General features: G+C 58.0%; 19 protein-coding genes. 8 read left to right on the forward strand and 11 right to left on the reverse strand.

The window, feature by feature from the left end:
* Window positions 1-302 precede the first annotated feature (302 nt).
* The 4 genes from AO242_RS15580 to AO242_RS15595 all read right to left on the reverse strand — a co-directional run bounded on the left by AO242_RS15580 (window position 303) and on the right by AO242_RS15595 (window position 3,900).
* The gene (locus tag AO242_RS15580) at window positions 303-851 is read right to left on the reverse strand and encodes a tetratricopeptide repeat protein (RefSeq protein ID WP_027899834.1); all 549 of its coding nucleotides are present in this window, start codon (window positions 849-851) and stop codon (window positions 303-305) included.
* Between the two features lie 276 nt (window positions 852-1,127).
* Window positions 1,128-2,411 carry a glutamate-1-semialdehyde 2,1-aminomutase gene (gene hemL, locus AO242_RS15585; protein WP_027899835.1) on the reverse strand — a complete coding sequence of 428 codons (1,284 nt, stop codon included), beginning with the start codon at window positions 2,409-2,411 and terminating at the stop codon, window positions 1,128-1,130.
* A gap of 41 nt (window positions 2,412-2,452) precedes the next feature.
* Window positions 2,453-3,079 carry a thiamine phosphate synthase gene (gene thiE / locus AO242_RS15590; protein ID WP_099269441.1) on the reverse strand — a complete coding sequence of 209 codons (627 nt, stop codon included), beginning with the start codon at window positions 3,077-3,079 and terminating at the stop codon, window positions 2,453-2,455.
* Window positions 3,080-3,102: 23 nt separating this feature from the next.
* Window positions 3,103-3,900: a hydroxymethylpyrimidine/phosphomethylpyrimidine kinase gene (locus AO242_RS15595; RefSeq protein ID WP_099269478.1), complete on the reverse strand. Its 798-nt coding sequence runs from the start codon at window positions 3,898-3,900 to the stop codon at window positions 3,103-3,105.
* Between the two features lie 397 nt (window positions 3,901-4,297).
* On the opposite strand from AO242_RS15595, the gene AO242_RS15600 reads away from it, so the two are divergent.
* The 4 genes from AO242_RS15600 to AO242_RS15615 all read left to right on the forward strand — a co-directional run bounded on the left by AO242_RS15600 (window position 4,298) and on the right by AO242_RS15615 (window position 10,686).
* The gene (locus tag AO242_RS15600) at window positions 4,298-6,292 is read left to right on the forward strand and encodes a sensor histidine kinase (RefSeq protein ID WP_099269442.1); all 1,995 of its coding nucleotides are present in this window, start codon (window positions 4,298-4,300) and stop codon (window positions 6,290-6,292) included.
* Between the two features lie 119 nt (window positions 6,293-6,411).
* The gene (locus AO242_RS15605) at window positions 6,412-8,061 is read left to right on the forward strand and encodes an acyl-CoA dehydrogenase family protein (protein WP_099269443.1); all 1,650 of its coding nucleotides are present in this window, start codon (window positions 6,412-6,414) and stop codon (window positions 8,059-8,061) included.
* 428 nt (window positions 8,062-8,489) lie between these two features.
* Window positions 8,490-9,986: an AMP nucleosidase gene (gene amn / locus AO242_RS15610; protein ID WP_176560639.1), complete on the forward strand. Its 1,497-nt coding sequence runs from the start codon at window positions 8,490-8,492 to the stop codon at window positions 9,984-9,986.
* A gap of 67 nt (window positions 9,987-10,053) precedes the next feature.
* Window positions 10,054-10,686, forward strand: coding sequence for a pseudouridine synthase (locus AO242_RS15615; protein ID WP_099269444.1), 633 nt, complete (start codon window positions 10,054-10,056; stop codon window positions 10,684-10,686).
* A gap of 112 nt (window positions 10,687-10,798) precedes the next feature.
* Here AO242_RS15615 and AO242_RS15620 read toward each other — a convergent pair whose 3' ends face one another.
* Window positions 10,799-10,999: a DUF2788 domain-containing protein gene (locus tag AO242_RS15620; RefSeq protein ID WP_099269445.1), complete on the reverse strand. Its 201-nt coding sequence runs from the start codon at window positions 10,997-10,999 to the stop codon at window positions 10,799-10,801.
* A 16-nt stretch (window positions 11,000-11,015) separates the two neighbouring features.
* Complete coding sequence (locus AO242_RS15625; protein ID WP_099269446.1) at window positions 11,016-11,495, reverse strand: Lrp/AsnC family transcriptional regulator; 480 nt, start codon at window positions 11,493-11,495, stop codon at window positions 11,016-11,018.
* Window positions 11,496-11,933: 438 nt separating this feature from the next.
* Here AO242_RS15625 and AO242_RS15630 point away from each other — a divergent pair, with 438 nt between their 5' ends.
* Entirely contained in the window at window positions 11,934-13,085 is a 1,152-nt protein-coding gene (locus AO242_RS15630) for a DUF6515 family protein (protein ID WP_099269447.1), read from the forward strand.
* Between the two features lies 1 nt (window position 13,086).
* Here AO242_RS15630 and AO242_RS15635 read toward each other — a convergent pair whose 3' ends face one another.
* Window positions 13,087-13,980: a cation diffusion facilitator family transporter gene (locus AO242_RS15635; protein ID WP_099269448.1), complete on the reverse strand. Its 894-nt coding sequence runs from the start codon at window positions 13,978-13,980 to the stop codon at window positions 13,087-13,089.
* A 21-nt stretch (window positions 13,981-14,001) separates the two neighbouring features.
* Complete coding sequence (locus AO242_RS15640; protein WP_027901831.1) at window positions 14,002-14,421, reverse strand: hypothetical protein; 420 nt, start codon at window positions 14,419-14,421, stop codon at window positions 14,002-14,004.
* A 269-nt stretch (window positions 14,422-14,690) separates the two neighbouring features.
* Here AO242_RS15640 and AO242_RS15645 point away from each other — a divergent pair, with 269 nt between their 5' ends.
* The gene (locus AO242_RS15645; RefSeq protein WP_099269449.1) at window positions 14,691-15,248 is read left to right on the forward strand and encodes an RBBP9/YdeN family alpha/beta hydrolase; all 558 of its coding nucleotides are present in this window, start codon (window positions 14,691-14,693) and stop codon (window positions 15,246-15,248) included.
* Window positions 15,249-15,288: 40 nt separating this feature from the next.
* Complete coding sequence (gene hrpB, locus AO242_RS15650) at window positions 15,289-17,820, forward strand: ATP-dependent helicase HrpB (RefSeq protein ID WP_099269450.1); 2,532 nt, start codon at window positions 15,289-15,291, stop codon at window positions 17,818-17,820.
* A 215-nt stretch (window positions 17,821-18,035) separates the two neighbouring features.
* On the opposite strand, the gene AO242_RS15655 is transcribed toward hrpB, so the two are convergent.
* From AO242_RS15655 to AO242_RS15670, 3 genes are all read right to left on the reverse strand, one after another.
* Window positions 18,036-18,455: a hypothetical protein gene (locus AO242_RS15655; RefSeq protein ID WP_099269451.1), complete on the reverse strand. Its 420-nt coding sequence runs from the start codon at window positions 18,453-18,455 to the stop codon at window positions 18,036-18,038.
* Between the two features lie 307 nt (window positions 18,456-18,762).
* Window positions 18,763-19,851: an endonuclease/exonuclease/phosphatase family protein gene (locus AO242_RS15665; protein WP_099269452.1), complete on the reverse strand. Its 1,089-nt coding sequence runs from the start codon at window positions 19,849-19,851 to the stop codon at window positions 18,763-18,765.
* A 114-nt stretch (window positions 19,852-19,965) separates the two neighbouring features.
* On the reverse strand, window positions 19,966-20,643 hold the full coding sequence (locus tag AO242_RS15670; protein ID WP_099269453.1) for a YciC family protein: 678 nt from the start codon (window positions 20,641-20,643) through the stop codon (window positions 19,966-19,968).
* Window positions 20,644-20,822: 179 nt separating this feature from the next.
* Between AO242_RS15670 and AO242_RS15675 the strand changes: the two genes are divergently transcribed.
* On the forward strand, window positions 20,823-21,587 hold the full coding sequence (locus AO242_RS15675) for a DUF2076 domain-containing protein (protein WP_099269454.1): 765 nt from the start codon (window positions 20,823-20,825) through the stop codon (window positions 21,585-21,587).
* Window positions 21,588-21,642 lie beyond the last annotated feature (55 nt).

Consider the following 21,642-nt stretch of genomic DNA (forward strand, 5'->3'; position numbering starts at 1 on the left):
CCTTGGGCTGGCGAGTAGAGGCCAGGATCCAGATGGCGGAGCGTGTAATCTCAAGCCCGACCCTGAGCGAGGGGCGGGAGAGTGGCTGATGAGCGACGGGCACTCAATGCATGGAGAGCGGTTTGGGAAATGCCCTACAGGAAATGTCGTAAGTTTTCCCAGTGCAGGAGGTCGTGCTACCGGTTTGTGTCAGGAATAATGCCCGCCCGGCTAAAGCCAGTCCTACGCAATTGCGTAAGTCTGTAGCAGCGGGAGCAGGGCGCTGGCATTCGCTACATGGTTTTTCAGAACTGCGGTGATTTCTACGGCAGTGGAGCAAACGGCGTACGCCCTTCAGCGGTTTGCAATTCCAGCAAATACTTGCGGAAAATCTGTCCCAGCACTTGAGTGGCTACTTCAAGTTCGTCGCGCTGCATGTGCTCGGCGACTTCGTCGGCAGCGTCCAGTGCGTCTTCGGAGCCGTTGACCGAGGCCATCTTCAGTACGATATACGCCTGAACATTGTTGGCCTGCACGCCTTCCCCCTTGGAGAACATCAAGCCGAGCTGATACTGCGACTGCGCGTGACCCTGCAGCGAAGCCTGCTCGAAATAACCAAGTGCCTTGGGCAAGTCTTGTGGCGCGTGTTTACCGTCGTAGTAAAACTCGCCCAACTCGTATTGTGCTTGTGCATCCCCGGACTGAGCCGCTTGCTGACACGCCGAAAGCGCCGCAGGCAGGTTGTCTGGCTGGGTATTGAGGGTGCAACGACCCACCGCTGGGATTAACAACGAGTTGCCGCCTGCATTCGCCAGCAGGGGATGAATAAGCAACAGGCAGCCCAATGCAAGGGTGCGGCCGGTGCGGTTCATGGGAATCGACTTACCTCTGAAAAAGGTGCGGGCGTGCCCGTCCAGCTAAACGTGCTGGCTGCGCATTATGAAATAAGCGAGGCCAACCTTACAAAGTCTTTACTGTTTTTCTGCTGCGCGGGGCTGAAAAGCCCGGTTTTGCGGGGGTAACGATACGATTAAATCCTGTGGGAGCGAATTCATTCGCGAAGAGGCCGGTACATATGACAGAAAATCATCGTTTGTAAAACCGTCTTCGCGAATGAATTCGCTCCCACAGTTGGTCATGCGCTGCCCTTATTTCAACGCCGCAAACGCCTTCTCGGCCGCATCCAGCGTCAACTTCAACTCTTCTTCGCCATGGGCAATGGAGGTGAAGCCTGCTTCAAATGCGCTTGGCGCCAGGTACACGCCGCCTTCGAGCATCAAGTGGAAGAAGCGCTTGAAGCGATCGGCGTCGCTGGTCATCACGTCATTGAAGGTGACGATTTCCTTGGCTTCGCTGAAGTACAGACCAAACATGCCGCCCGCCTGGGTGGTCACGAACGGAATGCCGGCAGCGTCGGCGCGTTGTTGCAGGCCCTCGAGCAGGCGACGGGTGAAGTCGCTGAGTTCGTCGTGGAAGCCCGGACGGCTGATCAGGCGCAAGGTGGTCAGGCCAGCTGCCATGGCCAGCGGGTTACCGGACAGCGTCCCTGCCTGATAAACCGGGCCGAGTGGCGCGATGTGCGACATGATTTCACGCTTGCCGCCGAAGCAGCCAACTGGCATGCCGCCGCCAATGATCTTGCCGAAGGTGCTCAGGTCTGGTGTTACACCGTAATAAGCCTGTGCGCCGCCAAGGGCCACGCGGAAACCGGTCATGACTTCGTCAAAAATCAGCACTACGCCGTGTTCGTCGCACAATGCGCGCAGGCCTTGCAGGTAACCCGGTGCTGGCGGTACGCAGTTCATGTTGCCCGCAACGGGCTCAACGATGATGCACGCGACTTCCTGACCCACTTCGGCCAATAGCTCTTTGACGGCGTCCAGATCATTGAACGGTACGGTCAGCGTGTGTTTGGCGAATGCTGCGGGTACGCCCGGCGAGCTTGGCACGCCCAGAGTCAGTGCACCGGAGCCCGCTTTGACCAGCAGACTGTCGGAGTGGCCGTGGTAGCAGCCTTCGAATTTGATGATGCTGTCGCGGCCGGTATAACCGCGGGCAAGACGAATGGCGCTCATGGTCGCTTCGGTGCCCGAGCTGACCATGCGGACCATCTCCATCGAAGGCACGATGGAGCAGACCAGATCGGCCATTTCGGTTTCCATGGCGGTGGGCGCGCCATAGGACAAACCGTGTTCCAACTGACTGCGTACGGCATCCAGCACTTCCGGGTGGCTATGGCCGAGGATCATCGGCCCCCACGAACCCACGTAGTCGACATAACGCTTGTCGTCTTCGTCGGTGACATACGCACCGACCGCGTGTTTGAAGAACAGCGGCGTGCCGCCGACGCTTTTGAAGGCCCGTACGGGCGAGTTAACGCCACCGGGAATGTGTTTTTGAGCATTGGCGAACAAGGTTTCAGAGCGGGACATAATTAAATCTCTTACGTAATCGAAATAAGGGCCGGGCGCGATCAGCGGCTGGAAAGCAAGGCGTTGAAGGCGCGGGCGCGGCGGGTAACTTCCTGAGTATTTTCGGCACCGAACAGGCCGTGCACCACGGCCAGCAGGTCGGCACCGTGCTCCACCAGTTGCGGAGCATTTTCCAGGGTGATGCCACCGATGACGGCAATCGGCATATTGAAGCGGGCCCGGGCCTGAGCCAGAACGTCCAGCTCGATGGCGGGGGCGTCGGGTTTGGTCGTCGAGTTGAAGAAACGTCCGAAAGCGAGATAAGTCGCACCGTCCGCCTTGGCTTTCTCAGCCATTGCGAGACTGCCGTGGCAGGTCGCGCCGACAATCGCCTTGTGGCCCAGCAGTGCGCGGGCGTCGGTCAGTGATCCGTCGGTTTGACCCATGTGCACGCCAACACCCAGACGAGCCGCAACCTCGGCGTCATCGTTGATAATCAAACGGGTTTTGTACTGCTCGCAAAGCCTCAGCAGAGCGGTGGCTTCACGCAGGCGTTTGGATTCATCGCCAGACTTATCACGGTACTGCAGCAGTGTAACGCCGCCATCAAGGGCGGCTTCGACGTAAGACAGGAATTTGCCAGCCAGCAGGCGACTGTCGGTAACGGCATACAAGCCACGTAGTTTCATAGAAAAAGCCTCATCACGTGGCGTTACGAACAGAAGTCCAGGGGCAGGCGACGGGGAACAAATTGTCCTTTACCCAGCTGTTCAGCATCGCGCAGCGTGCGCCAAGTGTAGTCAAGCGCGGTCTGCACGGCGCTGATCAGGTTTTCACCTTGCGCCAGTCGGCCCGCCAGGGCGCTTGCCAGTGTGCAGCCGGAGCCGTGGTAGCTGCCAGGCAGGCGCTGGCAGATGAAGGTGCGTGTTTCACCACCACGGATATATAAACGGTTATGGACTTCCACTTCATCGCCATGGCCGCCGGTGATCAACAGATGCTCGCAAAATGGCAGCAGCTTCTCGGCGCACTCGTCGGCTGTGCCTTCCGGCAGCTCGGCCAGAATTCGGGCCTCCGGCAGATTGGGCGTCGCAATGGTTGCCAGCGGCAGCAAGCGCTCACGCATGGCATAGCCGACTTCATCCTTGCCCAACCGTCCACCGCCGCCCGCACGTAGCACCGGGTCGCAGACCATCGGCAGGTGCGGATGCGCTTCAAGCAGCTCTACGACGGTATCGACCATTTCCAGCGAACCGAGCATACCCAGCTTAACTGCGGCGACAGTTGAGTCGTTGAGTACGGCATAGGCTTGCGCCAACACCCATTCGCGGTCCAGCACCCTGAAATCGGTGACATTCACGGTGTCTTGAACGGTCAAGGCGGTGATTGCCGGAGCTGCGTGGCAACCCTGGGCGAGCAATGCTTCGATATCTGCTTGCAGACCGGCACCGCCACTTGGATCGTGGCCGGAGAGGCAGAGGACAACAGGGCGGGAGCTATAGATATTCATGGTGCGCGAGCTTACCACTAAACTTTTTTGGGCACCGCTCAGCGGACTCGGAATTTTCATACAGCCGATAGAGATTCTGACGCGACGTTCAGCGCATGAATTTACTCTGAAAAAAGGTCGGCCTGTCTGTAAGTGCCGAGATAGAGCCTTTAAGGAGTTTTCATAAATTAATGCATAAGACCATTAGGCAGCTATGCTTTAACGCGTTGGCATGAAATAGTGATGGCATTAACCCGGTACCGCTGTTTGAGGTGAGCAGGTCTGCACAAACAGGCCCGCATTGAGTTCGTTGTTTCAGTCTGTCTGGAGCTACTCTAAAAAAATCAGGAATCGCAGAAAGCGTCGCTCCAATGGAAGGGGGCCAGCGGCGTCAACTGACGAATCTATCCGGGGCTTTATGCGCTATTTGTTGATCATGCTGGTCGCCTTGTTGTCGCAGCTAGCCAGTGCCGTCGAATTCGACGAGAGCACTCGCAGCCTGGCGTTGGGCCGTGCAGTTCAGGTGTTTGAAGATGTCAGCGGCGAAGCGACGATCAGTGATGTCAGCTCGGCGGCAATGGCGTCGAGTTTTCGAGCCCTCGACAGTGACACCCTCAACGCTGGCTTTTCCAACTCTGCCTTCTGGCTCAGGGTGGATTTGCGCTATATGCCCAAGGACGTAACCGCGCACCGCGACTGGATGGTAGAGCTCGCCTATCCGCCCATGGATTACGTGGACTTTTACTTGCCCGATGCCATAGGCACCCAGCACCTTGCCTGGCAGACCGGGGACATGCTGCCGTTCTCCAGCCGACAGATCAAACAGGCTAATTACCTGTTTGAAGTCAGTCTGGAGCCCGGGCAAAACAAGACCATTTACTTGCGTGTAAAAAGCGCTGGTTCGATTCAGGTCCCGCTGAGTATTTGGGACAGCAGTGCCTTTCTGGAAGATCAACCCCCGCGCATGTATGTGTTGGGTGTGCTGTACGGCGTGCTTCTGGTGATGCTGATCTACAACCTGTGCATCTATCTGGGTGTGCGTGACGTCAGTTATCTGTATTACGTGCTTTACATTGCCCCCCTCGGGCTTTATCAACTGGCGCTCAACGGCATCGGTGTCGAGTTTCTCTGGCCGGAAAGTCCCTGGCTGGCCAACGTTGCGCCCTTGTTTCTGCTGATGATGTCGGTTCTTTTTGCTTGTCAGTTTGCCCGTTCGTTCCTGCAGACCAGGAAAATCGGCACTTGGCTCGATCATTCGCTTGTACTTGTAATGGCCGCCGCAGGCGTGGTGATGCTATTGAGCTTGTCACCCAACCTGAACCTCGCGTTTCGCCTTTATGGCGGGTTGATGCTGATCTTTACCTCGATGATTTTTGTCGCTGGCATCACTGCAATGTGTCACGGGGTACGTGAAGCTCGTTACTTTGTCCTCGCCTGGACAGCGTTTCTGCTGGGCAGCGTTATTCACGTCGGCATGTTGGCGGGGTATCTGCCACACAACTTCTTCACCATGTACGCCAATCAGATCGGCTCGGCGATGGAAGCTGCGCTGGTTTCCATGGCATTGGCTGTGCGGATCAATCAGAGCCGTGAGGAACATGCGCAAATCATGCGCGAGGCCCGGGAAAACCTTGAGCGTGCCAACCAGCAACTGGCGGCAAGCAATCGGCTCAAGGATGAGTTCCTTGCCTCGTTGACTCACGAACTGCGCACCCCGATGAATGGCGTGATTGGTTCGCTGGAACTGATGCAGACCGTAGAACTGAATCCCGAACTCTCTTCGTATCACCAGACCGCTGCCAGTTCTGCACAGGACATGATGGGCATGGTGAATGGCATTTTGACCCTGACGGAGCTGCAGGCAGGAAGGCTTCATGTCGTGCCTGAATCCTTTGATTTAAGGTGCCTTGTTTATGGGCTCAAGGGGCAGTTCACCAACGCGGCGCAGGACAAAGGGATTAAATTGATCGTCGAGTGGGTGGAGCCGTTGCGGGCCGGTCTGATCGGGGATGTCTATAAGTTGCGCCAGTGTCTGGAATGCCTGCTGGACAACGCGATCAAGTTCACCCAGTTCGGCTCCGTCAGAATCCGCGTTCAGCAGCAGGCTCAAGGCGAAGAGCAGGTGCAGTTGTTGATTGAGGTCATCGACAGCGGCATAGGCTTCACCCGGCTGGATGAGTCGACGCTCTATCAGCACTTCTTTCAGGTGGACGGCTCGTTGACTCGTCAATATGGCGGGTTGGGCATTGGCCTGGCTATTTGTCGACAGTTGATTGAGTTGCATGGCGGGCGGCTCAGCCACAGTTCAGCGCCGGGAGAGGGCAGTTGTTTTGCGCTCAAAGTGACGCTGGGATGCGCGGCGCGGAATTTCGCGCCTGCAGAAACGTCTGTGAAACTGCACAGCGCTGACTAACAGAGGCAGGGCAAAAGCGCCGTGGATTCGTCGTGTATGGCGCTTTTTAAAGCGAGGTGTGCGTGATTCACTTCATGTCTGGTTGTGCTCGAAGCGCACCCGACAGAGAGGATATCGCCATGAACCTGCATCAGTTCGCCGAAACCCACGAAGTCACCAACCAGCCGCCCCCTCTGGACGGCGCGAATCTCTATCGCATCGATCTGCCGCTGCAGCAATGGACGGAGTGCTTTGGTGCCGGTTGGGCTCAGGGCCGAATCGACGCGTATGGCGCGCTGGCGGGCGGGCCGCTGATGGAGGCGGGTTTTCTCGCCAATCAGAACAAGCCGGTTTTCGCCAGTCATGATCGGTATGGGCATCGTATTGATCTGGTGGAGTTCCATCCGGCTTACCACCAGTTGATGAGTACTGCAGTGGAGCACGGTATTGCGTCGCTACCCTGGACAGATCCACAACCTGGTGCTCATGTTGCCCGCGCCGCCATGAGCTATCTGCACAGTCAGGCGGAAGCCGGTAGCGGATGCCCGTTGACCATGACCTTTGCCAGTGTGCCTGCGCTGCGCGTGCAGCCTGATCTTGCTGCCCGGTGGCTGCCCAAAATCCTTGCACGGGAATACGATCCACGAAATGTCGGCATGGCGCACAAGGCTGGCGTGACCATCGGCATGGCGATGACCGAGAAGCAGGGTGGCACCGATGTTCGCGCCAATACCACGCGGGCCTATCCCGTTGGAGCGTCAGGCCCGGGCCAGGCTTATGAGCTGGTCGGGCACAAATGGTTTTGTTCGGCGCCGATGTGCGATGCGTTCCTGACGCTGGCGCAGACTGACAAGGGCCTGACCTGTTTCCTGCTGCCGCGCCATCGTCCGGACGACACCCGCAACGAGTTCTACATACAGCGCCTGAAGAACAAGCTGGGCAATTGGTCCAACGCGTCCAGCGAAGTGGAATTTCGCGGGGCGTTTGCCTGGATGCTCGGTGAAGAAGGCCGTGGTGTGCCGACCATTATCGAAATGGTTGCCATGACCCGCTTCGACTGCATGGTCGGATCCAGTGCCCTGATGCGTCAGGCCTTGAGCCAGGCTGCACATCATTGCGCTCATCGCAGTGTTGGCGGTCGGGTCTTGGCTGAACAGCCTTTGATGCAGAACGTACTTGCTGATCTGGCACTGGAGAGTGAGGCGGCGCTGGCCTTGAGTATGCGCATGGGGCGCGCACTTGATCATCTGGACGATCCGCACGAGGCGCGTTTCGCCCGGTTGGTGACGGCAGTGGGCAAATACTGGATCTGCAAACGAGCCCCGGCCATGATCAATGAGGCTGCGGAGTGCATGGGCGGCGCGGGGTATGTCGAGGACAGCATCCTGCCGCGGCTTTATCGTGAAGCACCGGTCAACTCCACGTGGGAAGGCTCCGGTAACGTGCAATGCCTGGACGTGCTGCGGGCGCTGTCCAGGGAGCCGGGCGTGCTTGATACCCTGTTCGCAGAGTTGGGCGACGGGCATGGCGATCAGCATCTGGCGATGCATATCGATGGCTTGAAAGCCGCGTTTCGGGATACCGGTGATATCCAGTACCGGGCTCGACAACTGACCGAAGACATTGCGCTGGCGCTGCAGGCCAAGCTGTTGCTTGAAGTGGGCAATGCGGCGGTCAGTGATGCGTTTATTGCCAGTCGCCTGACGTCGCGGAGTTCGGTGTATGGCACCTTGCCAAGAGGCGTTGATGTGCAAGCGCTGGTCGCAAGATCCACCCCGATGGTTGGCTGAGGCACATAACCCACCGGGATCGCCTGGACCCTTGTGGGAGCGAGGCTTGCCCGCGATACAGACGCTGCGGTGTATCAGATAGAGCAAGTCGCCCCTATCGCGGGCAAGCCTCGCTCCCACAGAGATCGCGCGATACCGTAGGACCGGCTTTAGCCGGGAGAGCGTCAGGACATTCAAAAAAATCTTCTTCGCCAGGGATACCGCTCTTGTGGCTAAAGCGGAGCGCCTCCCGGCGATCAAGCTTTCAGGCAAACATAATATCTCCCACAGAGACCGCGCTTGCCCGTAGAACGGCTTTAGCCGGGAGGAGCCCGTGGCATTTGCTAGATATCCTTCGCCAGAAATACTGCACTCCCGGCTAAAGCCGGTCCTACGACTATTCCCCCCGCAATACGCCACTAGTGCCTTCCCTTCACGATGCAGGCAAGATGGGCCACTGCAAGATCAGAAGGATACTAATTGTGACTGAAACCTTTATTGTCGTTGAAACGCCTGAACAAGCCGTGGATCGCCTTGCTGAGCTGCATGAGCGCGCAACCAGTGCGCTGAGTAAGGCACTCAAGCAGTATCTGAAAGACCGGATCGAGCCTGATGCCGAGCAGCGTGCCCTGTTCCGTTATCCAGAATTGCGCCTGACTTATCACTGCCAGGGCGAAGTGCCGCTGACCACTCGCGCTTATGCCAAGGTTCAGTTGCCCGGCAACTACAGCGTGACCGTGACTCACCCGGCAGCCTTCCGCAAATACCTGCTCGAACAACTCGGGCCATTGATGAACGACTTCACGATTACGGTGGAAGTCGGCGTCAGTGAGCAAAACATTCCGTATCCCTATGTGGTTGAGCAGGGCGACGAACTGGCGGGTTCTGGCGTAACGGCCGCAGCGTTGGCGCGGGTTTTCCCCAGCACTGACTTGTCTGCCGCCACTGATGGCATCGCCGACGGTCTGTACGACTGGGCCAACACCGACCCTCTGCCGCTGGCCTTGTTCGATGCCGCCCGCGTGGACTTTTCCCTGCGACGTCTGGTGCATTACACCGGTAGCGACTGGCGTCATGTGCAGCCGTGGATCCTGCTGACCAACTATCACCGCTACGTTGACCAGTTCATCGTCCACGGGCTGGAAAAGCTGCGTGAAGACCCGCGTTTTGTACGCATGGTTCTGCCGGGTAACGTCATCGTCGAGAAGAGCATGGATCACGGTGAAGCGCAGGCCATCGTCGCCAGCGTGGTCTGGCATCGGTATCAAATGCCGGCTTATCACCTGATCGCCGAAGACGGTCATGGCGTCACGCTGGTCAACATCGGCGTCGGCCCGTCCAACGCCAAGAACATCACCGATCACCTGGCCGTGCTGCGTCCGCATTGCTGGCTGATGATCGGCCACTGTGGCGGGCTGCGCCAATCCCAGACTATCGGCGACTACGTGCTGGCTCACGCCTACATGCGTCGCGACGGGATTCTTGACCGCGTACTTCCGCCGCATATTCCGATTCCGGCGTTGGCCGAAGTGCAGCTGGCTCTTCAGGAGTCTGCAGCGCAGATCACTGGCGAGCGAGGTGACGATCTGAAGAAGCGTCTGCGTACCGGTACGGTTCTCACTTATGACGACCGTAACTGGGAGCTGCGCTGGGCTCAGGAGCGTCCGCTGATCAACCTGTCCCGTGCAGTGGCTGTGGACATGGAAAGTGGCACCATTGCAGCCCAGGGCTATCGCTTGCGGGTGCCGTACGGCACGCTGCTCTGCGTTTCGGACAAACCGTTACACAGCGAAATCAAGCTGCCCGGCTCGGCCAACGCGTTTTACGAGCGCGCGGTCAGCCAGCATTTGAAGATCGGTATTGCAGCACTGGACCTGATGCGTACTCAGCTTAATTCGCTGCATTCGCGCAAACTGCGCAGCTTCGATGAGCCGCCGTTCCGTTGATTTATTAGGTGATGAACGAAAGGGCCATTAAAGTGGCCCTTTCTGTTTTCCGAATACCGAAACTGTCATGTCCCTTACCCAGCGTCCTCCTGCTCGTCGCCCATCGCCTGCCAATGCCGGTGCAACCCGCCGTGTCGCCAAGGCTCCGCCCGCCGAGCCTAAGCTCATCCTGTTCAACAAGCCATTCGATGTGCTGACTCAGTTCAGTGATGGAGAAGGGCGGGCGACACTCAAGGATTTCATTGAGATCCCCGGCATCTATCCGGCGGGACGACTGGATCGGGACAGCGAAGGTTTATTGCTGCTGACCAACGACGGCCAGCTTCAGGCGCGCATCGCTGACCCGAAACACAAACTGCCAAAAACCTATTGGGTGCAGGTTGAAGGTGAGCCGAGTGCCGAGCAGTTGCAGCAATTGCGTGACGGTGTGCAGCTCAATGACGGCCCGACCTTGCCCGCTCAGGCTCGGCAACTGGACGAACCACAACTCTGGCCACGCGATCCTCCGGTGCGCTTTCGCAAAAGCGTGCCCACCAGTTGGCTGGAGTTGATCATCAAGGAAGGCCGTAACCGACAGGTTCGGCGCATGACTGCCGCGGTAGGTCTGCCGACGCTAAGGCTGGTGAGGGTCAGGATTGGCGACTGGACGATTGAAGGGCTGAATCAAGGGCAATGGCGGGAAGTGCCTGCGAAATTGTGAGCGGGTCTAGACCTTGTGGGAGCAGAGCTTGCTCGCGATGCAGGCAACGCGGTCTATAGTGAATCGTGTGCAGCCCTATCGCGAGCAAGCTCTGCTCCCACATGAAATTGCTTTAGCTCTCAAGATAAGCAATCACAACCGTCTTGATCACAAACGCCATAATCCCCAGGCCCAGCACGAAGAACAGGATCAGAGAGCCGAATCGTCCGGCTTTGGACTTCTTCGCCAGGTCCCAGACGATGAAGCCCATGAAGCCGACCAGAAGGGTGATGAGGCTTGTCATCATCCATTGTTCGTAAACTTCAGGCTCCATCACGCTCTCCAGCCAATCAGTTGCGCAGATGCACCAAAGGCAGCTCAGTGCTGGCCATCACCTGATTGAGCACGAAGCTCGATTTCACGCTGGTCACACCGTCAATACGGGTAAGGTGCCCTAATAGCAGCTTTTGATAGTGATCCATGTCAGCCACCACGACTTTCAACTGATAGTCCGCATCCATACCGGTCACCAGACTGCATTCCAGGACCTGAGGCAGGTTGCGAATCTGTGCTTCAAAGTTCTCAAAACGATCAGGCGTATGCCGATCCATGCCGATCAGTACATAGGCTGTCAGATTGAGGCCAAGCTTTTTTCGGTCCAGCAGTGCGACCTGTCTGACGATGTAGCCGTCGTCTTCCAGCTGCTTTACGCGTCGCGAGCATGGCGAAGGGGACAGACCGATTCGTTCAGCCAGCTCCTGATTTGAAATGCGCGCGTCACGCTGCAATTCCGCCAAAATACTCAGATCATATCTGTCGAGTTTGCTCACGAAGTTCACCTTCCTGGGTTGTATTGCGCTGAATTATTCATCCGAAGCTAAAAATTGCGCAAGTAATGTTTTATTCCGCAATTTTAGCAATCCTCTGCTACCGCCTCAGGCCTATGCTTTTAAACAGAATCACTGCCCGGACATAGCGTCCAGCGCGGCTCGCCCAATCAGGCCAGCTGCGGCCTCCAGCCCAAAAGGGTTGGCACGGCCCCCGGGCTACATACTGTCCAGAAGACGGCATGAGGTGAGCCGACGCCACAAGCGTTGAGCCAGGACGAAATTCTCGAAGGGGGGCCGCAAGGTCCCCCTTTTTCTTTGTGCATGGTTGTTTGCGCACAGGAACATGTTCGCGCTAGTAGCGTGCTGATAGCATGCGGCGAACGGCGCATCAATAATGCAGTCTTAACCCCATACATCCGGCGCCCCTGTGAGGAAAGCATGAAATCGCGTATCTGGCATTTGGCAGGTTTGAGCCTGTTATGTGTAAGCATCAGCACTCAGGCTTTGGCCGGGGATGACGCACCACGTGATCAGATTCGTGGCAGCGCGGGCGCGGGTCAGCAGCGCGAGCAACCCAATGCTCCGCAGCAAATGCAGCAGCGCCAGCAACAGAACCTGCAACAGCAACAGATCCAACAGCAGCGCGGTGTCGAGCGTCAGCAGGATCAGCAAATGCGTGATGTTCAACGTCAGCAGCAACAGCAGATTCAACAGCAACAAAATCAGCAACGTCAGGTCGAGCGCCAACAGCAGCAACAGATTCGTGACGTTGATCGCCAGCAACAGCAGCAGATTCAGCAGCAGCAAATTCAACAGCGTCAGGTTGAGCGCCAGCAACAACAGCAAATTCAGCAGCAACGCCAGGTTGATCGTCAGCAGCTACAGCAGCGTCAGGACAATCTACCGATTCAGAGCGGCCCCGGCGAGGCGCGCCAGACCCAGCCACCGCGTCAGGGGTATTACCAGGACCAGAACAATGGTTATCGCGGGAGTCGGGGTGATAACCGTCCTAATGATCACTGGACCGGTCGTCCTGATGGTCACGGCAATGGCTGGGGTCCCGGCCCGCAATATCGTCCGGGCCATGTGATTGACCGAGTGCCGGGCAGTTATTCCCGCGTCCCGTATCGCGGCCTGGATTACTACTATTCGGACGGCTACTGGTACCGTCCGCAAGGTCCGCGCTATGTGATCGTGACGCCGCCGTATGGCGTACGAGTACGCAGCTTGCCGGCCTATTCTCAGGAAGTCTGGATTGGCAGCTCGCTGTTCTTCGTGGCTGCCGGGACGTACTACAGCTATCAGCAAGATACACAGGATTATGTGGTGGCCTATCCGCCGCAAAACGTCGAGCCGGTTTATACGCCACAGGCGCCTGCATCCAGCCCGTATGACCCGGTCGCCTACCCAAACAATGGCCAGAGCGCCGAGCAGGTCGCACAGGACAAATATGACTGCTATCGCTGGTCGGTAGAACAGAGCAGCTTTGATCCGGCCGAACCGAATGTAAACAATGCACCGGCGATGATTCAGGTCTACCGTCGTTCGATGGTGGCTTGCCTGATGGGGCGCGGCTACACCATTAACTGATTCAGATCGTAGCTGGGCGCACGACTTCCTGCGGGTCGGCGTGCACCAGCACTTCGGCCTTCGGATACTCGCTGTTGATCGCGGCTTCAACCTGATCGCAAAGAGCGTGGGCGACGGACAGCGTCAGGCTTCCCGGCAACTCCAGATGCAACTGCACGAACCAATGGTTGCCGGAAATTCTGGTGCGCAAGTCATGGGCACCGAGTACGCCCGGTACGCTGCACGCCAGCTCCAGCATTCTTTCGCTGACATCCGTCGGTAATTCCTGATCCATCAGCACCGAAACGGTTTCCCTGGCGATCTGGAAAGCACTCCACAGGATGTACAGGGAGATACCCAGGCCAAACCAGGCATCCAGTTGCTGCCAGCCGAACCATGCCAACACCAGCGCCAGCAAAATGCCCATATTCAGCAACATATCTGAGCGGTAATGCAGCGAGTCGGCGCGGATCGCGGCGGAGCCGGTTTCCTTGATCACCTTGTGCTGGAAGGTCAGCAGGGCAAAAGTCAGCACCAGCGAAAGCAACATCACGGCGATGCCCAGACCGGGCGAGCCTATCGGTTCCGGATTCTGAATCCGCTCGACCGCCTGAAAGCCGATCAGGCAGGCACTGACTGCAATGAATAGCGCCTGTGCCATGCCCGACAGCGCTTCCGCCTTGCCATGCCCATAACGGTGATCGTCATCGGCCGGTCGCAGGGCGTAATGCACCGCCAGCAGGTTCAGAAATGATGCCGCTCCATCGAGCAACGAATCGGTCAACCCGGCTAGCAGGCTGACCGATCCACTGAGCCACCACGCCACCGCCTTGGCAATGATCAGGGTACTGGCAACTGCCAGCGAGGCCCGGGTTGCCAGACGCAACAAGCGGGCGTGTTCGAGGCTGGTGCTCATGGTGCTTCCTTCAGATTACAGTCAGGCCGACGGGGCGAGGCCCAGCGCTGCCAGTTGTTGCACGCTGCCACGATGCTGGATCAGGCGTGGATCGTTCAATGGCAGAGTGCGACCCAGTTCGGTTTCCAGAATGGCTTGCAGCTTGCTGTTGTCGACACTGCCATCAGCGTTCACAGCCGGTTGCAGTTTTTGCGGGTCGATCTGCGCACTCTGGCCGTGCGGGAAGTAGATCGCGCCGGTAGCGAAGTCGACACCAAAAGCGATCAGGCCAGGGATTACGTAAAACAGCAGGCCGACCGCGTCGAGCACGGCGATCGCCGGGTCAATCTTGCCATCGATCTGGCCACGACGATCAGGATAGAAAATGCTGCCGCATGCGGTGAGTTGGGTCAGCAGAGTAGCGACCACAACGCCGCCGATTAAACGAGAAGGAATGCGCATGAACATCTCCAGGAGTTGAAGTGGCAACTATACAAGGCAAATAACGCAGAGCTATGACTATTGCACGGTTCGGCGGTTCAGCAGTTACCCTCGTAGGACCGGCTTTAGCCGGGAGAGGGCGTTTAAAGTCGCTGCATCCTTGTGAGTTGGAACATTGCTCTCCCGGCTATAAGCCGGTCCTACGGATCGCTTGCCGACAATACAACGTCGATATTTACTCGCCCATCCATGCACTGCATATTGCCCACGTACTCAAAGGGAGACGAACAATGACAATCAGGGTTTTGACGTTGCCGGGGCTGTTCAATTCGGGCGAAACCCATTGGCAATCGCAGTGGGAGCGGCAGTTTCCCGAGCTGTACAGGGTAGAGCAGCAAGACTGGGAAACACCGTTTGCAGCGGATTGGGTTGAGCGTCTCAATCAGGAAATCACGGCAACCGACGGTGAAGTCGTGCTGGTCGGCCATAGCCTGGCCTGCACCTTGATCACTCTTTGGGCGGAGCAATATCCAGAGGCGAATAAGGTACTCGGCGCCCTGCTGGTGGCTCCCAGCGATACGGAAGCAGAAAGCTATCCGCCCGGTACGAGCGGCTTCACGCCGATGTCGACGCGGCGCCTGCCATTCCGAAGCATCACAGTGGCTAGCACGAATGACCCCTATGTCACCCAGAAACGAGCCCGGCTCTTCAGTGAGGCGTGGGGCAGCGAGTTGATCTGGCTGGAGAATGCCGGGCACATCAACGGACAATCCGGTTACGGTCCTTGGCCCGAGGGTATCGAGTTGTTGTACCAACTGACGGGCGACGCTCGTTTTAAGCTCAAATAGCCATCGGCACGTATAATCTGCGGCCTGTTCTGGAGCCGCTATGATTTCCCTGCCCATTGATGCTGTTTTACCCGACCTGCGCCAGGCGCTGTCCGAGCGCCATGAAGCGGTGCTCGAAGCCCCGCCCGGCGCAGGCAAAACCACGCGCGTGCCGTTGGCGTTGCTTGAGGAAACCTGGCTGGCCGGGCAAACCATTCTCATGCTCGAACCGCGCCGGTTGGCAGCACGGGCAGCGGCTGAACGACTGGCCAGTGAGCTAGGCGAAAAGGTGGGTGAAACGGTCGGCTACCGGATCCGTCTGGAAAGCAGGGTAGGGCCCAATACCCGTATTGAAGTCGTCACCGAAGGCATTCTGACCCGACGCTTACAGGATGATCCGGCGCTGGAAGGCGTGGGCTTGCTGATTTTTGACGAGTTCCACGAGCGCAGCCTGGATGCCGATCTGGCGTTGGCCCTGAGCCTGAACGGCCGCGACCTGTTTCGCGACGAGCAACCGCTGAAGATCTTGCTGATGTCGGCCACGCTGGAGGGCGAGCGGCTGTCGAGTTTGCTCGACGATGCGCCGGTGGTGCGCAGCGACGGTCGGATGTTCCCGGTGCAGATGCAGTGGGGGCGACCGTTTCAGCCCGGCGAATTCATCGAGCCGCGTGTGGTGCAGACGGTGCTGGATGCGATCAACGATGAAAGCGGCAGCCTGCTGGTGTTCTTGCCGGGGCAGGCCGAGATTCGGCGGGTCAATCAGCAACTGGCGGATGCGCTGGGCTCGCGCTCCGACATCATGCTGTGTCCCTTGCACGGCGAGCTTGATTTGAGCGCCCAGCGTGCAGCCATTGAGCCTGCGCCCAAAGGCATTCGCAAAGTGGTGCTGGCGACGAATATTGCCGAAACCAGCCTGACCATTGATGGCGTGCGCGTGGTGATCGACGCCGGGTTGGCGCGAGTCCCGCGTTTCGATCCGGGCAGCGGCATGACCCGCCTCGACACCCAACGCATCTCCCGTTCCAGCGCAACTCAGCGCGCGGGTCGAGCAGGGCGGCTGGAGCCGGGAGTGTGTTATCGGCTGTGGTCCGAAGCTCAACATGAACAATTGGCTGCTTACGGTGCAGCGGAAATTCTTCAGGCCGATCTCGCGGGTTTAGCCTTGCAACTGGCGCGCTGGGGCGTAACGCCGACACAGCTGGTCTGGCTCGATGTACCGCCCGCTGCGGCTTACGGCCAGGCTCAGGATTTGTTGGTCCGTCTGGGCGCGCTGACCCGTGAGCCGGGGCAAGAGCCCAAGCTCACGTCTCATGGTCAGGCCATGGCTGAGTTGCCCGCTCACCCGCGTATCGCCCATTTGCTCCTGCGCGGTCAGGCGCTGGGCCTTGGCAGTCTGGCCTGCGACGTTGCTGCACTGCTTGGCGAGCGCGACATTTTGCGTGGTGCCGGTGCCGATCTGCACAGTCGTCTGACGCTGCTTGATGGCAGTGAGCGCGCTGCCCGTGGCGCTCAGGGCGGCGTGCAACGGGCTAAACAACTGGCTCGCCAATATCGCGGCTATTTGCGCGGTTCTGCGTCTGAACCCGTCAGCGACCCCGACCATCCGCGCTGGCTTGGCGCGCTGCTGGCGCTGGCGTATCCCGACCGGGTTGCGCAACAACGCAAGGCGGGTGGTGCGGAATACCGGCTGGCCAATGGTCGTGCCGCCTTGTTTGCCGAAGTCGATGCGTTGATGAAGCAACCGTGGTTGGTTATCGCCGACCTTGGCAGTCGTCAGGGACAGCGCGAAGAGCGTATCTACATGGCGGCCGAGTTCGATCCTGCGTTGTTTGATTCAGTGCTGGCGGAACAAGTGGTTCAGCTCGATCAACTGGATTGGGATGAGCGCGAAGGTGTGTTCCGTGCCGAGCGGCAGCGCAAGGTGGGGGAGTTGATTCTAAGTCGTGAGCCGCTGACCGGGCTGGACGAGTCCGCCAAAGGTCAGGCTTTGCTGGCTTTGGTGCGCCGTAAAGGCCTTGAGCTGCTGCCGTGGACACCCGAACTTCGCCAATGGCAGGCACGAGTTGCTTTGCTGCGCTCGCTGGATTTAGAACAAAAAGACAGCAGCGAATGGCCGGATGTCAGTAATAACGGTTTGCTCGAACGGCTGGAAATCTGGTTGCTGCCCTATCTGGGCAAGGTGTCGCGGCTCAGCCATTTCAGCAATCTGGACCTGTCGTCGATCCTCCACAATCTGCTGCCGTGGCCACTGCCCCAGCGTCTGGATGAGCAGGCGCCACACCACTTGGGCGTTCCTTCGGGGTCATCGGTGCGGCTGGATTACAGCGAACACCCGCCAATTCTCGCAGTGCGCCTGCAAGAGCTGTTCGGTCTGGCCGATACACCACGCATCGCCAACGGGCGGCAGATCGTCAAACTGCACCTGCTGTCCCCGGCCCGCCGTCCGGTGCAGGTCACACAAGACCTGGCCAACTTCTGGCGCAGTACGTATGCCGAAGTGAAGAAGGATTTGAAGGGGAGATACCCCAAGCACTATTGGCCGGATGACCCGCTGATTGCCGAGCCGACTGCGAGGATCAAGCCGAGGAAGTGAGCCTGTTCGCACGCCGCCCCGTAGGACCGGCTTTAGCCGGGAGGGCGTCATTCCTTACGAAGAGAATGTGTCGGGTCTACTGGCCTTCTCCCGGCTAAAGCCAGTCCTACGGTGGAGTGGTGTTCTTAGGAGCGGCTTTAGCCGCGCGAACTCAGGGCAATACCGGCAACGAAAACCGCCCGATCACTCTGGAAGCTCGCGGTTAGGAGATGAACTCAATAGGACGGAGTTAAAGCACCGACCGTTCCAGAAACAACATCAAACGAAAATCTGTAATCCAGATTATTGATGTTTACAAAGAAGCACAGTTGCCCGGACACATAATAGACATCAGAAAAAATTCCTTGGCCGACTACGGTTTTTGCAGCCGCGCGGACATCCCACATCAGGTCGCCGTCAGGCTTGATAATCAAGGCTTCATTTTCTTTGATATCAAAGGGAGCAATCACAACCGCTATGCCAGTAGCGTCCACTAATAATTCGGGAATCAGTTTCTGGGGGTTTTCGATTCTGTGAGAACACCCAAGAAAAGACCATGCGACTCCGGTAGGCAACAGCTCCCAGACACTTAGCCCATGAAGGTTGGCGCCATGATCATGCGATCCAAGAATCGAATAATTTTCAATAACGCTCATTTACACCCCACTTGAACCTGATCACCTTCATGTATATGCCGTTTTTGCACGTGTCATATATCAGGCCTGAACTCTGGAATCACAGCCAGATGATTCGGAAAATAACGAACTGGCTGCGCGGATCAAACCGACTAAGTGAAGGGGCTGACCCTGCATACATGGCGCCGCACTTTTCGCGGCAAATCCGTGATCTGTAGGAGCGAGGCTTGCCCGCGAATCAGTCGACGAGGTAAGTCAGGTGTACCGCGTTATCGTTCTTCGCGGGCAAGCCTCGCTCCCACCTATTCCTGTTCCAGTTCGCAGGAACTCAGGGCAACACCGGCAACAAAAACCGCCCAATCACTGGCAAATGATTGGAGATCAGCAGCGTATCTTCCTGGCGCACAGCCGCCCCCACACGTTTGAGTCGCGGGCTGAAAAACAGGTAATCCACGGTGCGGTCAGGGCCACTGACGCGCGGATCATTGGGAAAGTGCGTTAGCCATTTCGAGCGATCAATGCCGCCGACTTCAACGTTGTTCGGGATCATCGGGTATTTGTCCCACAGCACATGTAACTTGCTGTCTGGCTGATACAACGAGCGCTGTTCGGCAGGCAGACGTTGATACTGACCGAGCGGCAGCAGGTTGAAATCCCCGCCGATCAGCCAGGGCGTGCCAGTGGCTTCGAATTTGTCGAGCAGCTTGCTGGTCGCCTGCACCTGACGCTGCATGGCGTCGTCGCCTTCAATGAATGTGTCCAGATGGGTGTTGATCACAGCCAGATGACCGCCGTCGCGCAGGGGCAGGTAACTGACCAGCAATGCGGGTTTGCGCTGGAACTGTCGACTGATCAGGTTGGCGTCGCGAATCGGTAGCTGAATGCGTTCGGCCCGGTCGATTTCGAATCGGCTCAGGGTCGCGAGTTTCATGCCGACGCTGCCTGCGATGTGCCGATTCGGGACGAAATCGGCTTTCCAGTAAAACGCCTCGGAGCTGCAGGGATACAGGTCGGTGACGCGCTCTTGCAGCAGCGCCAGTTGATCGTCGTAATCGGTGTTCTTCGCGCCGTCGTTCACTTCCTGCAACAGGACGATGTCCGGCTGTTCGTCGCGAATCACCCGGGCGACTTCATCAAGGTTGAAGGCGACATCTTCCGGCGTTGGCCGCTCGTCCTGACCGCTGCCATCAGTCACGTCATACCAGAACACGTAACGCTTGCCCGCCAGATACTGGATGTTCCAGGTCATCACCTTGAGCGCTTGCCCGGGTATCAAACGCGGTGCTTTATCAGCAGGACTGCAGCTGACAGGCAGTTCTTCGCGGGGTACAGGGCGCCAGGTCAGGGTGTAGACCAGCCCCAGCAGCACGCCGGCCAGCAATACAAGAATCAGCATGAAACGGATCAAGCGGCTCATCGGCTCGGCTTAGAACGCGTTGCGTTCAGTCAGAAGGTCGCGTTGCAGGGTTTCGAAAAAAGTGCAAACCCGAGCATAGCCCGACTGGAACATGATTGGCAGCCTTCGTCTCGTTTACTCCAGCTCTTCGGGTTGTTCAGGCGGTTCGTTGAGTAGCATGAACAGGCGAAACATCACCACGCTGGTGAACAGTTGCAGGAAGCTGCTGACGACGTTGATCAGCAAAACGGCGGCCTCATTTGGTTTCTCCGGGAGCAGGATATAAGCGCTTCCTTCAAGCAGCGACAGGGGAATATAGATGCACAGCACGCAGGTCAGGATACGCACGAAGTGACCCTGGCTCATCTCGAAGCTTGCGCGCATCGCCATCAGCGGCGTCAGGCCGCGCAGTACCAGCAGGTATTCCGAGAACACCAGTCTGACCATCACCCAGATACCGGGAAGGATAAACAGCGACAGACCGAACAGGATCAGTAGCGTGCTCAGCGCCGAGAGCACGGCGAAGGTCGGCCACATGCGTAATGCCATGGCGAGCAGATCAAGCGTTCCAGGCTGGTCACCACCACGGGTGCGTGCATCCAGAAACAGGATCAGGGCACAGGTGTAGAGCGGGTAGAACAACACACCGATCAGTAACTCGTAAGTCGATGAAGTGTTGGCCGCCAGCGAACTGCTCAGCACCTGCTTGGCCAGCGCCTCGACGATGACCAGCGGTAGACACAGCACCAGGATGCTCGTCAGGTTGCGCCGGAAAAAGTACAGGGAGTCGGTAAGAATGGTCAGCGGGTTCATTAGGATCGGGTCACAGAAAAAGCAGTCGGTCACTTTAGCTGGCTAACCAGGCACCGGCCAGAGCCTTCTTAACATTTACGACAGTCTATTGAAACGCCCTGGATTAGCCCCATTACCTTGCTTACGCGTTGGCTATTCGGCCAGGCGAAGATTTTTAACGGCAATCTAACGAGGTCGCCATGAACAGCGAAGAGCAAACCCTGATCGATGGTCTTTTCAGCAAACTGAAAAGTGCCGAAACCGGTTCAGCCCCCCGTGACGTCGAGGCTGAGGCCAGGATCAAGGAGCATCTCAACCAGCAGCCCGCCGCGCCTTATTACATGGCGCAGGCGATTCTGGTGCAGGAAGCGGCAGTGAATCAGCTCAACCAGCAGGTCAAAGAGCGCGACGAGCAAATCCAGCGTTTGCAGGCTGAACTTCAGCAGGCGAAGGCTCAGGGCTCTTCGGCTCCGGCGCAGGGCGGTGGTGGGTTTCTGTCGAGCATCTTCGGTGGCGGAGGCAACCGTCCGCAGTCTCAGCCGCAGCAGTCCTTCTCCCAGCCGCCAGCCTCGTCCGGTGGTGGCTGGCGCGACGGTGGTCCTTCCAGCCCGCCGCCTTATAACGCTCCGCAAGGTAATCAGGGTAACTACGCCGCTCCGCAACAGCAGGCTCCACGCGGTGGTGGTTTTCTCGGTGGCGCGTTGCAAACCGCAGCGGGCGTCGCCGGTGGTGTAATGCTCGCGCAAGGTCTGAGCAGCATGTTCGGCAGTCACAATCAGCCTGAAGAAGTTGTCGAAGTCATCAAAGAAGAGCCTGCTCAGGTTGCTGATCATAGCCCTCAGGATTCCGGTGGCGGCTGGAACGATAACCAAGAGAGTGTGACCAGCAACGATTCATACGGCAGCGATCAAGGCGGCTGGGATGACGGCGGTTTTGATGGCGGGGATGATGATTCGTTTGTTTGAGTGTTGAGCCGCACTGAAATCTGTAGGACCGGCTTCAGCCGGGAGTTGGCCGGTA

The sequence above is a fragment of the Pseudomonas sp. ICMP 561 genome (assembly GCF_002699985.1).
GTDB lineage: Bacteria > Pseudomonadota > Gammaproteobacteria > Pseudomonadales > Pseudomonadaceae > Aquipseudomonas > Aquipseudomonas quasicaspiana.